13 protein-coding genes and 1 pseudogene are annotated in these 13523 nt (G+C 72.3%); 6 read left to right on the top strand and 8 right to left on the bottom strand.

Annotation, left to right across the window (positions count from 1 at the left end; translation table 11 throughout):
- Positions 1 to 64: 64 nt before the first annotated feature.
- The 3 genes from QMF80_RS34930 to QMF80_RS34920 form a co-directional block, all read right to left on the bottom strand.
- Entirely contained in the window at positions 65 to 1198 is a 1134-nt protein-coding gene (locus tag QMF80_RS34930) for a hypothetical protein (RefSeq protein ID WP_283460912.1), read from the bottom strand.
- Positions 1195 to 2796 (bottom strand): M48 family metalloprotease, encoded by a 1602-nt coding sequence (locus tag QMF80_RS34925; protein WP_283460910.1) that lies wholly within the window; start codon positions 2794 to 2796, stop codon positions 1195 to 1197. Before QMF80_RS34925 ends, QMF80_RS34930 begins: the two co-directional genes overlap by 4 nt.
- Before the next feature lie 247 nt (positions 2797 to 3043).
- Entirely contained in the window at positions 3044 to 4150 is a 1107-nt protein-coding gene (locus QMF80_RS34920; RefSeq protein WP_283460909.1) for a hypothetical protein, read from the bottom strand.
- A 105-nt stretch (positions 4151 to 4255) separates the two neighbouring features.
- On the opposite strand from QMF80_RS34920, the gene QMF80_RS34915 reads away from it, so the two are divergent.
- Positions 4256 to 5413 carry a cystathionine gamma-synthase gene (locus QMF80_RS34915; protein WP_283460908.1) on the top strand — a complete coding sequence of 386 codons (1158 nt, stop codon included), beginning with the start codon at positions 4256 to 4258 and terminating at the stop codon, positions 5411 to 5413.
- A gap of 103 nt (positions 5414 to 5516) precedes the next feature.
- On the opposite strand, the gene QMF80_RS34910 is transcribed toward QMF80_RS34915, so the two are convergent.
- From QMF80_RS34910 to QMF80_RS34900, 3 genes are read right to left on the bottom strand one after another with little or no spacing between them, the layout of a single operon-like run.
- Positions 5517 to 5768, bottom strand: coding sequence for a hypothetical protein (locus QMF80_RS34910; protein ID WP_283460907.1), 252 nt, complete (start codon positions 5766 to 5768; stop codon positions 5517 to 5519).
- Positions 5768 to 6274: a sigma factor-like helix-turn-helix DNA-binding protein gene (locus tag QMF80_RS34905; RefSeq protein WP_502962981.1), complete on the bottom strand. Its 507-nt coding sequence runs from the start codon at positions 6272 to 6274 to the stop codon at positions 5768 to 5770. Before QMF80_RS34905 ends, QMF80_RS34910 begins: the two co-directional genes overlap by 1 nt.
- A gap of 34 nt (positions 6275 to 6308) precedes the next feature.
- Positions 6309 to 6830, bottom strand: a complete 522-nt coding sequence (locus QMF80_RS34900; RefSeq protein WP_283460917.1) for a MarR family winged helix-turn-helix transcriptional regulator — start codon at positions 6828 to 6830, stop codon at positions 6309 to 6311.
- Between the two features lie 344 nt (positions 6831 to 7174).
- Between QMF80_RS34900 and ilvA the strand changes: the two genes are divergently transcribed.
- From ilvA to QMF80_RS34885, 3 genes and pseudogenes are all read left to right on the top strand, one after another.
- Positions 7175 to 8407, top strand: coding sequence for a threonine ammonia-lyase (gene ilvA / locus QMF80_RS34895; protein ID WP_283460904.1), 1233 nt, complete (start codon positions 7175 to 7177; stop codon positions 8405 to 8407).
- A 170-nt stretch (positions 8408 to 8577) separates the two neighbouring features.
- Positions 8578 to 9611, top strand: a pseudogene (locus QMF80_RS34890) (ATP-binding cassette domain-containing protein).
- Positions 9612 to 9613: 2 nt separating this feature from the next.
- A complete protein-coding gene (locus QMF80_RS34885) occupies positions 9614 to 10465 on the top strand; it encodes an ABC transporter permease (RefSeq protein WP_502962982.1) in 852 nt (283 codons plus the stop codon).
- Between the two features lie 99 nt (positions 10466 to 10564).
- Here QMF80_RS34885 and greA read toward each other — a convergent pair whose 3' ends face one another.
- Positions 10565 to 11062, bottom strand: coding sequence for a transcription elongation factor GreA (greA, locus tag QMF80_RS34880; RefSeq protein ID WP_283460900.1), 498 nt, complete (start codon positions 11060 to 11062; stop codon positions 10565 to 10567).
- A gap of 221 nt (positions 11063 to 11283) precedes the next feature.
- Positions 11284 to 11700, bottom strand: coding sequence for a DUF4307 domain-containing protein (locus QMF80_RS34875; protein WP_283460898.1), 417 nt, complete (start codon positions 11698 to 11700; stop codon positions 11284 to 11286).
- Positions 11701 to 12277: 577 nt separating this feature from the next.
- Here QMF80_RS34875 and mca point away from each other — a divergent pair.
- On the top strand, positions 12278 to 13159 hold the full coding sequence (mca, locus tag QMF80_RS34865) for a mycothiol conjugate amidase Mca (protein WP_283460897.1): 882 nt from the start codon (positions 12278 to 12280) through the stop codon (positions 13157 to 13159).
- Positions 13160 to 13161: 2 nt separating this feature from the next.
- Entirely contained in the window at positions 13162 to 13425 is a 264-nt protein-coding gene (locus QMF80_RS34860; RefSeq protein ID WP_283460895.1) for a hypothetical protein, read from the top strand.
- Positions 13426 to 13523: the final 98 nt, after the last annotated feature.

The raw sequence follows: 13523 nt of genomic DNA, 5'->3' as shown, positions 1-13523 counted from the left end.
GGGCCGCCCTCCCCCGCTGTCCACAGCGATTGCCGTAGCGGCTGCCATGACCGACAGTCGCGGGTCACAGCCCCGGCGTCACCTCGCGCACGCTCCAGTCACGGGCGTGGAGGTAGCGGGCCTTCGGCGCGCCCGAGTAGTACCAGGGCATGGCGCCGATGTACCCGTCGATGTGGCGGAACTGCTCGACCGCCTCCGCGTCCCGGTCCTGCCAGAACAGCAGCCACGCCAGCATGTGCCGCAGCCGGACCGCCCGCCGGTCCGCCGGGTCGGCCGCCGCCAGGTCCACGAGGGCCGCGTCGACCGCCGCGGCGATCTCCGGCTCTTTGAAGAAGGTCTCCGGCTTGAGGCCGTCCTCGTGCAGCTCCTGCTCCACGTACGCGATCAGCGGCAGGAGCGACAGCAGCTCGCCGGGCGCGCCGGAGGCCGCCGCCCGGTAGGCGAAGTCCAGCGCCAGCTCGTGGGAGCCGCGCCACTTCTGGGACCAGTACTGCTGGGCGCTGGTGTGCGCCGTCAGCACCTTGGGCGCGCGCGTGACGATGTGCGCCCACAGCTGCTGGTACTGCTCGTGCGGGTAGCCCAGGCCCTGGCCGATGGGCTGTTCGGCCATGTACGGGACCGGGTCCGCCGGGTCGGCCAGCCGCTGGGCCTCGTACGCGTCCTGCTGCGCCTTGAGCAATAGCTCGTGGAAGAGCCGGAACTGCTCCTGGGTGGTGCGCGAGCCCGACTGGCTGCCGCGCACGTTCCACGCCACCTGGACCGAGGTGTCCGCGGTGACCAGCGCCGCCGTCGGGTCCTGCGGGCGGGCCGCCCGCCAGGCCAGCAGCCACGCGTCGTCCTCGGCGGCGGCCTCGGCCAGGGTGCGTACGCGGTTCCAGCGCTCCTCCCAGTCCCGGCCGGCCGCCTCGACGTACGCCGCGCCGGCCTGCCAGTCACCGGCCCGGACCGCCGCGGCGGCGGCGAGCCGCTCGGGCGGCGGAGCTGCCAGGTTCCCGGTGTCGAGCGCCGCCTCCGGTACGAAGCCCAGCGCCACCACGGCGGCCGCCTGGCGGGCCTTCTTCTCGGCCTTCTCCGCCGCGCTCTGCGTCTGCGCGGCGGAGGGCGGCTGCGGGGCCGCCCGCTTGGCTTTCTGGGTGGCGTACGCCTTGTAGACGGCGCCGAGCGCCGCCATGACGGCGAAGAGGATGAGACCGGTCACGGGACAAGCACCAGCTTTCGCAGGGGGGCGGTGTCGGAAAGGTCCGTCACGGCCGCGTTCAGGGCCGCTTCCAGCTGGTCCGCGAAGCCGTCGAACGGGTAGAGCAGGGTGGCCGAGTCCGACCACGACAGCTTCCAACGGGCGGCGCCGCGGCCCGTCAGCTCGACGGTCACCAGCTGGTTCAGGGCCCGGCGCAGGGCCGGGCGGGCGAATTCGCGGGCCGCGCGGCCCGTCGCGGAGGCCGCCTGATCGGACTTCGGGAAGCGGTCGGTGAGCCGCCAGCGCAGCGCCGGATCGGCGTCGATCGCGTCCAGCAGGGCGGCCAGGCCGGGGTGCACGCCCTCGGCGGCCACGGCCGCGCGGATGTCCTCCGCGCCCTGGGCGGCGTACACGCTCATGCTGTCGTGCACGAGGTCCGGCCAGTCGGCGCGGCGCAGACCGAGCGCCTCCGGGGTCAGGACCACCTGCTCCAGTGCGGCGAGTACGGCGGACGGGTGGCCGAGCATGTCCATCGCCGGGCGCGCGGCGACGCTGCCGCGGCCGTCGTCCGGCAGGGCCTCGATCCGGGCCACCCGGTCCGCGATGGGCGGGTGGGAGTCGTACGGCGAGGTGGGCGGGGTCGGCAGTTCCTGGCGCAGCTCCGCCAGCTCCTCGGAGCGGGCGAGCAGCAGCTCGCGGAAACCGCCGAAGACCTGGCCCTGGCGGGGCAGCAGGCCGGCGCCGACGCCGAGGGTGGCGTACGAGCCCATGTAGAAGTCGTGCGCCTTGACCAGGGCGGGCAGTTCGCGCAGCGCCGAGGCGTAGGCGTCGCGTCCGGCGATCCGGGCGGCGGCCTGGTCGGCCGCGTACTCCTGGCCGCGGAAGACGGAGAGGGTGGCGCGCATGAAGAAGTTTCCGTAGGCCGTGTAGATCCTGGCCATCATGCGGTACATGACACCCGAGCCGATGGTGTCGACCTTCTTGGGCTGCTTGCCCTTGGCGATCCGCTTCTCGGCGTGCTTCTCCTGCTTGGCGCGCTCCTTGGCGACGGATTTCTCCGCCCGCCCGTGGAAGTGCGTGATGGTGCGCGTGAGCTGGGCCTTGCCGCGCACGATCAGCGGGGTGAGGCGCGTGTCGGAATTGCTGTAGTGGCCCAGCTCGTGGGCGAGTACGGCGCGCAGCTGCATCTCGTCGAGGCCGGTCATCAGCGGCACGCCGATGTACATGCGGCGGGTGCCGCGGACCAGGCCGAGCAGCCGGGCGTCCTCACTGACGGCCGCGTTGACCTCGTCGGTCAGCACGATCTCGTCGGGGGCGCGGGTGCCGACCGCGGCCGCCAGCTCGCGCACGGTCTGCCAGAGATAGGGCTCGTGCCACTCGGTGGGCCGCAGGCCCGCGAGCGGCTCGCCCCTCGGGGTGCGGAGCATGAACATGCCGCGGATGATCGGGAAGGCGAGGACCAGCGTGACGAAGATCAGCTTGCCGGCGGCGGCGCCGTGGCCGCCCAATGCGATGACGGCGTAGTCGATGCCGGCCAGGGCGGCGAGCATGACGAAGCCGAGCAGATAGAAGCCGGCCAGGAGTACGAGAGCGCGCAAAGCGCGCGAAGAGGCGCCCATTTGGACAGATCCCCCCACGGGATGCGGTGAGTGAAGACAGGCGGCACGGAGCGGCGGTCGGCGTGCTGCCGGCGTGAAGTGTGATGAGTATGCCGGTTGCCCCCGGCAACCGGAATGGAGGTATCCGTTCGCGGCGCGATCCGTAGGCGGCGCGGCCCCGGACGGACGGTGCCCCGGACCGCCAGCCCCCGGTCCCTTCGGCCCCCGGTCCCTTCGGCGCCGGCCGCCCGGACCGGCAGCCGTCCCCTCAGTGCGGCAGCGTCGCGGGCGAGCCGCCGTTCGCCTCGTAGCCCGCGACCGCCAGCGCCCGGTACACCGCGTACTGCGCCGCCGGGTCCGGGCTGTGCGACCAGGGCAGCGCGCCGACGTACCCGTCGACGTGGCGCAGCTGCTCCATCGCCTCGGCCCACCGCTCGCCGTTGACCAGGAACAGGATCAGCAGGTGCCGTACGTGCGCCAGCATCGGGTCGTCCGCGCGCGCCGAGTGCACGGCGTACATCGCGCCCTCGACGGCCCGGGTCACCACCGCGCTCTGGTAGAAGGTGCTGACCGTCGTGAACTCGGGCAGGTGCTCGTACACCCCGAACAGCGGCAGCGCGGCCAGCAGCGAGCCCTGCGGGGCGCGGGCCGCCGCCGCGTGTGTGAAGGCGTCGGCCTGCCCGCGCGAGCCGTGCCACTTCTCGCACCAGTAGTGCAGCGCGACCAGGTGCGCGCCCATGTGCTGCGGCGCCCGGTCGATGACCTTCGCCCACAGGGCGTCGAACTCCGCCTCGGAATAGCCCAGTCCACGGGCGACCGCCAGCTCGGTGATGTAGGGGACCGGGTCCCCGGGAGCGAGCAGCGCGGCGTTCCCGCACGCCGTACGCGCCTCCTCCAGGATGATCCGGTGGTCGGTGGAGCCCACCCCGCCCGACTGCCGCCACGCCTGCTGCACCAGCAGCTGGGCGTGCACCTGCGCGCCGCCCGCGTCCTTCGGGGCGTCCAGCCGCCACGCCTTGAGCCACTGCGCGCCGACCCCGGGATTGCGGGACAGGTCCAGCGCGGCCGCGCCCGCGAAGGCCTGTACGCGCTGCCAGCGCACCTCGCCGTCGCGCGGGGTACCCGCCAGCAGCATGGAAGCCGCCTGCCACTGGCCGCTGCGCTCCACGTTGCCGAGGGCGTCCATCAGGTCCTGGTCCGGTCCCGGGACCCGGATGTCGAGGTGTTCCTGCCGGGCGAAACCGTAGGCCTCGGGGTCGGCGGCGTCCGGACTGCCGGGCGCGACGAGCCGCACGCCCGAGCGCCTGCGCCGGACGTACGGCCCCACGACGGCGATGACCATGCCCATGGCGAGCAGGAACCACAAGATCTCCATGTGCCCAAGCGAACCAGACGGACCGCCCCGGACGCGAATGAGGGGGGCTCGGGGCGGGTACGGGGCGGACGTCCCGGACGCGCCGACAGGCCCTAGGCTCTGCTCATGAGCGACGACAGCCACGAGCACCAGAGCTTCGAGACCCGCGCGATCCACGCGGGCAACAAGGCCGACCCCCTGACCGGAGCGGTCGTGCCGCCGATCTACCAGGTCTCCACGTACAAGCAGGACGGCGTCGGCGGTCTGCGCGGCGGCTACGAGTACAGCCGCAGCGCGAACCCGACCCGTACCGCGCTGGAGGAGAACCTGGCGGCACTGGAAGGCGGCCAGCGCGGCCTGGCCTTCGCGTCCGGCCTGGCGGCCGAGGACTGCCTGCTGCGCGCCATGCTGTCCCCGGGCGACCACGTGGTCATCCCGAACGACGCCTACGGCGGCACCTTCCGCCTCTTCGCGAAGGTCGTCTCCCGCTGGGGCGTGGAGTGGTCGGTGGCCGACACCTCCGACCCGGCGGCGGTCCGGGCGGCCATCACCCCCAAGACCAAGCTCATCTGGGTCGAGACCCCCTCCAACCCGCTCCTCGGCATCACGGACATCGCCGTGGTCGCCGACATCGCGCGGACGGCGGGCGCGAAGCTCGTCGTGGACAACACCTTCGCCTCCCCCTACCTCCAGCAGCCGCTGGCGCTCGGCGCGGACGTGGTCCTGCACTCCCTGACCAAGTACATGGGCGGGCACTCGGACGTCGTCGGCGGTGCGCTGATCACCTCCGACGCGGCGCTCGGCGAGGAACTGGCCTACCACCAGAACGCGATGGGCGCCATCGCCGGCCCCTTCGACTCCTGGATCGTGCTGCGCGGCATCAAGACGCTGGCCGTCCGCATGGACCGGCACTCGGAGAACGCCACGCGCGTGGCCGACATGCTGACCCGCCACCCGAAGGTCTCCAAGGTCCTCTACCCGGGCCTGCCGGAGCACCCGGGCCACGAGATCGCCGCGAAGCAGATGCGGTCCTTCGGCGGCATGATCTCCTTCCAGGTCGTCGGTGGCGAGGAGGCGGCGGTCGAGGTCTGCAACCGTGCCCAGCTCTTCACCCTCGGCGAGTCCCTGGGCGGCGTCGAGTCCCTGATCGAGCACCCGGGCCGGATGACCCACGCCTCGGTCGCGGGCTCCGCCCTGGAGGTCCCGGGCGACCTGGTCCGTCTGTCGGTGGGCATCGAGTCCGCCGACGACCTGATCGCGGACCTCACCCAGGCGCTGCGCTAGTGCCGTGGCCGGGAGGGTCGCCGCGACCCGGTGCACCTTCCCGGCCACAGCACTAGCCGCGCCCATCGGACGTGGCCCGGGCCGTCTCCGAAAGAGACGGCCCTCAGAACCCCCGCAGGGGCGGGGCCACGTCCGTCGGCGGGAGCTCCCACGGGTGCGTGCGCGCCGCCCACACCGTGAAGGCGACCGCCGCCGCGAACGCCAGGGCCCACGCGAGGCGCCGCAGCACGCGTCGGCGCCGCAGCAGCCGGGCGCCCCGGGCCGCGGCCACGGCCGCCAGGTCCACCGGGACCACCGGGTGCGGGCCGTCCATCAGCCGCCGCACCTCCGCCTCCTTGCGGTCGGAGGCGCCCATCACGCGGCCCGGCCGGTCGGGCCGTCGTGCGCGCCCCGGACCCGCAGCGCCGCCACCGCCCGGTGGCACACCGCCCGTACCCGCTCCGGCGGGACCCCGAGCAGCGCGGCCGCCTGCTCCTCGGCCACCCCCTCGTACACCCGCAGCACGATGACGAGACGTTCCTGCGGGCTCAGCCGCCCCAGCACCCCCGCGTCCGGCCGGGGCCGCGTGTGAGGGCGCCAGGCGGAACGGGCGAAGGCCGCGCACAGCTCCGCGCGGGTGGCGGCGTACGGGTCATCACCGCGCAGTCGCCGCCAGTCCGCGAACGTACGGGCCAGCGCGCCCGACAGCAGCCGCCGCGCACCCGGCGCGTCGCCCTCCGGTTCGGCCGTCAGCAGTACGGCGACATGGAGCAGCCGCCCCGCCGCACCCGCGACGAAGGCCTCGAACTCCGCGAAGGGTCCTGCGGGGGAACCGGAGAGACCGGCGAACTCCCCCCGTCCGTAAGTCGATTGGTGGTCCACAACCCACATGGTGCGGGCAGTCGGACCACCCCGGTCAAGAGGTCGGACCGCCCTCGGCCACCGCCGCCATCAGTTCCGACAGGGAGAGGTTGAAACGGGTGAGCAGCGCGGTGAACGACTCGCGCTCCTCCTCGGTCCAGCCGTCCGTCACCCGGGACATCAGCTCGCGCCGCGAGGAGCGGACCTCCTCCAGCCGCGCCAGGCCGCGCGGGGACAGCGCGAGGACCACCGCGCGCCCGTCCTCCGGGTGCGAGGTGCGCTTGACCAGGCCCGTGTCGACCAGCGGCGCGACCTGGCGGGTCACGGTGGAGGAGTCGATGCCCATCCCGCCCGCGAGCGCCTTGACGCCCATCGGACCCTCCAGGTCGAGACGGTTCAGCAGCAGGTACGCGGCGCGGTCCATCGAGTTGCGGGCCTGGCCGACCCCGCCGAGACGGGTCTGCTCCGCCCGCCGGGCGAAGACCGCCACCTGGTGCTGGAGCGCGTCGAGGAGACCCGCTCCGGCGGGCGCGTCCAGCGCCGTCGGGAGGTCGGAATTGGCCGGAGTGGAAGGCATGGCCATGGGCTCTCTTCGCATGGGGGCCGACAAGGATGGGGGACAGAGTACGCGGCTGGGCTGTGGCTCGTACGCGTCGTGCGAGAACTGATACGGCAACCCGGGGGGAGACTTCCAGCGGGCTCCGCACGGGTCTCGGATGGCGAGATTTCGCCCTCTCGCCGGACCTCCGCCCGCCCCTGACGCAGGACCTCGGCCCGGGCTCGCACCCCGCCCCCGCCGGACCTCCGCCCGCCCCTCCCGCCGGACGCCTGCCGCCCCCGGCGCCGCACCTCCGGTCGTCCTTCAGCAGGCCCCGTCGGCGCCCCGCGCCCGCCTCCCGGTCAGCTGCGAGACTTGCCCCCATGAACTACCGCGCGCCGCAGCCCGTGCCCCAGGTCATCCTCGACGACGTCCGGGGCGCCCAGAAGATGCTGTCGGGCGTCTCCCGGGTGACCGCCATGGAGGGCAGCAGGCACCTCACGTCGCTCGTCGGCGCGCCCGTCCACTTCAAGTGCGAGAACCTCCAGCGCACCGGATCCTTCAAGCTGCGCGGCGCCTACGTCCGCATCTCCGGCCTGCGCCCCGAACAGCGCGCCGCCGGTGTCGTCGCGGCCAGCGCCGGGAACCACGCCCAGGGCGTGGCCCTCGCCTCTTCCCTCCTCGGGGTCCGCTCCACCGTCTTCATGCCGGTCGGCGCCCCGCTGCCCAAGATCGCCGCGACCCGCGAGTACGGCGCCGAGGTGCGCATGCACGGCCAGGTCGTCGACGAGACCCTCGCCGCCGCCCAGGACTACGCCGACCGCACCGGCGCCGTCTTCATCCACCCCTTCGACCACCGCGACATCATCGCGGGACAGGGCACGGTGGGTCTGGAGATCCTGGAGCAGTGCCCCGAGGTCCGCACGATCGTCGTCGGCATCGGCGGCGGCGGCCTCGCCGCGGGCATCGCCGTCGCGGTCAAGGCGCTGCGCCCGGACGTCCGGGTCGTCGGCGTCCAGGCGGCGGGCGCCGCCGCCTACCCGCCCTCCCTCAAGGTCGGCCACCCGGTCTCCATCGACCACCCCAACACGATGGCGGACGGCATCAAGGTCGGACGCCCGGGCGACATCCCCTTCAAAATCATCGGCGAACTCCTCGACGACGTGCGTACGGTGTCCGAGGACGCGCTCTCCAGCGCCCTGCTGCTCTGCATGGAGCGGGCCAAGCTCGTCGTGGAACCGGCGGGCTGCAGCCCGGTCGCGGCGCTGATGAGCGAGCCCGAGCGCTACGGCGACGGGCCCGTGGTCGCCGTACTCTCCGGCGGCAACGTGGACCCGCTGCTGCTCCAGCGGATCCTGCGCCACGGCATGGCGGCGGCGGGCCGCTACCTGTCGCTGCGGCTGCGCGTGACGGACCGGCCGGGGGCCCTGGCCGGGCTGCTGGGGGTGCTGTCAGTGGTGGATGCGAACGTGTTGGACGTGAGCCACGTACGGACCGACCCGCGGCTCGGGCTCACCGAGGTGGAGGTGGAGCTGCACCTGGAGACCAAGGGTCCGGAGCACTGCACCGAGGTCGCGCGCTCGCTGCACAGCGCGGGGTACACCGTGATGGGGTGATCCGGGGAGACGGACCACAAACAAACCCGGTGCGCATCGCGATATGACGCGTTAGGGTGTGCCCGGGCCGCGGGGGGTTCCCCCGTTCGGCCGGGCGTTGTCAGCCCGGCGACCCTAGGATTTGCGTAGGAAAGCACCGATTCTGCTGACCCGACCGTGGGAGAATCCATATGCCAGGCGCCATTTACGCCGAGGGCCTCGTGAAGACCTTCGGCGACGTACGGGCTCTGGACGGGGTGGATCTGGACGTCCCCGAAGGCACTGTCCTGGGGCTGCTCGGCCCCAACGGGGCGGGCAAGACCACCGCCGTGCGTGTCCTGACCACCCTCCTCCAGCCCGACAGCGGCTCAGCCTTCGTCGCTGGGATCGACGTACTCAAGCACCCCAACGAAGTGCGCCGTGCGATCGGTCTGTCCGGCCAGTTCGCGGCCGTCGACGAATACCTGACCGGCCGTGAGAACCTCCACATGGTGGGCCAGCTCTACCAGATGAAGGCCAAGGCGGCCAAGGTGCGCGCGGCCGAACTGCTCGAACGCTTCAACCTCACCGACGCCGCCGACCGCACCGCGAAGACCTACTCCGGCGGCATGCGCCGCCGCCTCGACCTCGCGGCGGCCCTGGTCGTCAGCCCGCCCGTGATGTTCATGGACGAGCCGACCACCGGCCTCGACCCCCGCAACCGCCAGCAGCTGTGGGGCATCATCCAGGAGCTCGTGGCGGGCGGCACCACCCTGCTGCTCACCACCCAGTACCTCGAGGAGGCCGACCACCTCGCGCACGACATCTGCGTGATCGACCACGGCCGGGTCATCGCCCGCGGCACCTCCGACGAGCTCAAGGCGCGCACCGGCGGCGAGCGCGTCGAGGTGGTCGTGCACGACCGGGAGCACATCACCACCGCCCGCGAGGTCCTCGCCGCCTTCGGCAAGGGCGAGACCACCGTCGAGGAACACACCCGAAAGCTCACCGTGCCCGTCACGGGCGGCGCCAAGCTGCTCGCCGAGGTCATCCGGGAACTGGACGGCCGGGCATCGAGATCGACGACATCGGCCTGCGCCGCCCCACCCTCGACGACGTCTTCATCTCGCTGACCGGCCACGCGGCCGAGCTGGCCGACGAGGACAAGGGGGCGGGCGCGGACGGCGGCCCCGGCGGCGCCAAGGCCGCCAAGGGCCGCAAGGCGCGCAAGGAGGAGCCCAAGTGAGCATCACCTCCCGGACCCCCGAGCTGGCCGCCCCGCGCCCGCGCGGCGGCGTCGTCCAGTCCGTCAACGACTCGCTCGTGATCGCCAAGCGGAACCTCATCCGCATGTCCCGCATCCCCGAGATGATCATCTTCGGCGTCATCCAGCCGGTCATGTTCGTCGTGCTGTTCAGCTACGTCTTCGGCGGCTCGATCAGCGTCGGCGGCAACACCTCGCCCGCCGCCTACCGCGAGTTCCTGATGGCGGGCATCTTCGCGCAGACCGTCACTTTCGCCACCGCCGGTGCGGGCGCGGGCATCGCCGACGACATGCACAAGGGCCTCATCGACCGCTTCCGCTCCCTGCCCATGGCACGCGGCGCGGTCCTGACCGGGCGCACCCTGGCCGACCTCGTCCAGACGGCGCTCACCATCGTGGTCCTGGCGGCCGTCGCGCTGATCGTCGGCTGGCGCACCCACGAGAACCTCGGCAAGGTACTGGCGGGCTTCGCCCTGCTGCTCCTGCTCGGGTACGCGTTCTCCTGGATCGGGGCGCTGATCGGGCTCTCGGTGCGGACCCCGGAGGCGGCCACCTCGGGCGGGCTGATCTGGCTCTTCCCGCTGACCTTCATCTCCAACGCGTTCGTACCCTCCACCAACATGCCGGCGTTCCTGCGGCACATCGCGGAGTGGAACCCCTTCAGCGCGACCGTCCAGGCGGCCCGCCAGCTGTTCGGCAACCTGCCGCCCGGCTACGAGGCCCCGGGCGCCTGGCCCATGCAGCACCCCGTCATCGCGTCGATCCTCTGGTCGGTCGTGATCATCGTGGTGTTCCGGACCCTGGCGGTCCGAAAGTACCGCTCGGCGACCGCGTAGGACCGCTGCCGCTGCTGCCGCAGCCTCCCGCGGACGCGCATATGGAAGAGCCCCCGCCGGACGTCCGGCGAGGGCCCTTCCGCGATGCGCGTCCGCGGCTCAGCCGTTGAACGGCGTCACGGCCAGGATCTTGACCTTGGCCTTCTTGCCGTTCGGCAGCTCGTACTCGGCGTCCTCGCCGACCGCGCGGTCCATCACGCCGGACCCCAGCGGGGACTGCGGCGAGTAGGTCTCGAAGTCCGAGGAGGCGTACTCACGGGAGGCCAGCAGGAACTCCAGCGTGTCGTCCTCGTCGCCATCGAACGCGATCGTCACCAGGGTGCCGGGCGCGACCACGCCGTCGGACGCGGGCGCGGTGCCGACCTTGGCCTTCTCCAGGAGCTGCGTCAGCTGACGGACGCGCAGCTCCATCTTGCCCTGCTCCTCCTTGGCCGCGTGGTAACCGCCGTTCTCGCGCAGGTCGCCCTCTTCGCGGGCGGCTGCGATCTTGACCGCGATCTCCGTGCGTGCGGGACCAGAGAGGTAGTCCAGCTCGGCCTTCAGCTGGTCGTACGCCGCCTGGGTCAGCCAGGTGACGCTCTCGCTCGTCTGGGTCACAGGTGCTCCTCGTCGGTACAGGGGGACAACAGATCCGCCAGCGATGGGCGAAACCACGAGCCTAACAATTCGGGAAGAAAAGGGGGAGGACACCAAGCGTGTGAAGTGTGTCAGGGCCCGTCACCACAGTGCCCCGGCCCGGTCATGATCACCCGTACGGCGTCCCGCGCGCCCCTGCTAGTGCTGTGGCCGCGACCCGGTGCACCTTCCCTGTCACGGCGCTAGCGGGTGGCGCCCGACGCGGGCTGGCAGCCGACCAGCTCGATCATCGTGGCTCGGCCGGTGGTCTTCAGCGAGACCACCTGGTCGATCCGGCCCTGCGCCTGGTCGAAGGTGTAGTCCGCCCGCCCGACCTCGCCGTGCGCCGTGTCCTGCGAGCTGAGCGTGCACACGCCCGTCACCCCGGCGTCCTTGCGGACCTCCAGGTGCACCTTGACCTCGGTGTCCGAGACCACCTGGAACTTGATGATCTCCGCGCTGACGCTCTGGCCGCCGACGTAGTCCCAGCCGATCCAGCCGACCACGCCCAGCAGTGCGACCCCCAGCACGGAACCCAGGATCTTGAGCTTCCGGTCCGTACGCTCGTCCGCCGACCGGCCGTATCGGCCCTCGGGCAGTCCCTCGCGCACCGCGCTCATGATCGTTCCTCTCCGGAGGGGCCGGAACCTTCCGGTCCGCGATGGGGTCGCCTGACCCCTGGAGGATCCCACGCCCTCCAGGCGGGAGCGGAATCGGGGTTCCCGCACGACGGCTCCCCGGGGCGGCCCGGTGGGCCGAACGAGAAACGGCCGGCGCCCCCCGGATCGCGGTGGAAGACCTCCGCCCGACGTCCGCCCGGCCCCCGCCGTCGCCCCTCGCGACTGATCAACACGGCGTGCGAGCACGGGCGGACGGTCCGACCGGCGCGTCCCGCGTACCCCGCCGCGTACCCCGCCGTGGACTGCGGACAGTGCGGAGCGGGAGCCGACACGCACTACCGTTGCCGGAGCGCACGTACACCTGCGGCGCCCGCGGAGCGGTCTCCCCGAGGGACCGGGACTCCGCGCGCGTGATGCTCGTCCGGGCTGGTCTCGACCCGGCTGGCGCCGATCGCGCCAGACCCGACGGACCGCCGGTCCGCCGGGCAGCGTGAGCCAGGAATACCCCTCGCAGGACGCTTGCTGAGGGGGAGGAGTCACTATAGAAGGCCACGCCCGACCCAAAGAGGATCCTGTCTTGACCGAGCAGCTTCGACTGATGGCCGTCCACGCGCACCCCGACGACGAGTCGAGCAAGGGCGCGGCCACCATGGCCAAGTACGTGTCCGAGGGGGTGCCCGTGCTGGTCGTCACCTGCACCGGGGGCGAGCGAGGCTCAGTCCTGAACCCCAAGCTCCAGGGCGACAAGTACATCGAGGAGCACATCCACGAGGTGCGCGCCAAGGAGATGGACGAGGCCCGCGAGATCCTCGGCATCGAGCAGCAGTGGCTCGGTTACATCGACTCCGGCCTGCCCGAGGGAGACCCGCTGCCGCCGCTGCCCGAGGGCTGCTTCGCGCTCGCGGACGTGGACGAGGCCGCCGGCGCGCTGGTGAAGCAGATCCGCAGCTTCCGGCCGCAGGTCATCACCACCTACGACGAGAACGGCGGCTACCCGCACCCCGACCACATCATGACCCACCAGATCTCCATGGTGGCGTTCGAGGGCGCGGCCGACACCGAGAAGTACCCCGAGGCCGCGTTCGGCCCGGCGTACCAGCCGCTCAAGCTCTACTACAACCAGGGCTTCAACAAGCCGCGCACCGTCGCCCTGCACGAGGCGCTGCTCTCGCGCGGCATGGAGTCCCCCTACGGGGAATGGCTGGAGCGCTGGAAAGAGTTCGAGCGCACCGAGCGGAACCTGACCACGCACGTGCCGTGCGCGGAGTTCTTCGAGATCCGTGACAAGGCGCTCATCGCGCACGCCACGCAGATCGACCCCGACGGCGGCTGGTTCCGCGTGCCCATGGAGATCCAGAAGGAGGTCTGGCCGACGGAGGAGTACGAGCTGGCGAAGTCGCTCGTCGACACGTCCCTCCCCGAGTCCGACCTCTTCGCGGGCATCCGCGAGAATGTGTAGCTATGAGCGCTACGCAGGCAGCACTGACCCAGCTCCTTCCGCTGGCGGGTGACACCTTCGACAAGAACAAGGTGACCCCCGGCCTCCTCGGCTTCATCGTGTTCGCGGCCCTCGCCATCGGCGTGTGGGGCCTGATGAAGTCGATGAGCCGCCACATGGGCCGGGTCACCTTCGAGGAAGCCCCGGATCCGGCCGCCGCGGCCGGCAGCGGCAGCGGCACCGGCACCGGTTCCGGAGCCCCCGAGGCTCCGCGGGCCGCCTCCTAGGCACTCCGCGCACGTACGGAGAACCCGCCGCCCACGCCCCTGGTACGAGGGCCGGGCGGCGGGTCCCGCGCGCGCCGTGAGCGCGCGGCGATCATGCC

It is taken from the genome of Streptomyces sp. G-G2, from assembly GCF_030063135.1.
Taxonomy (GTDB): domain Bacteria; phylum Actinomycetota; class Actinomycetes; order Streptomycetales; family Streptomycetaceae; genus Streptomyces.
The sequence above is the reverse complement of the archived record's forward strand: the minus strand, read 5'-3'. Positions and strand labels throughout refer to the sequence as shown.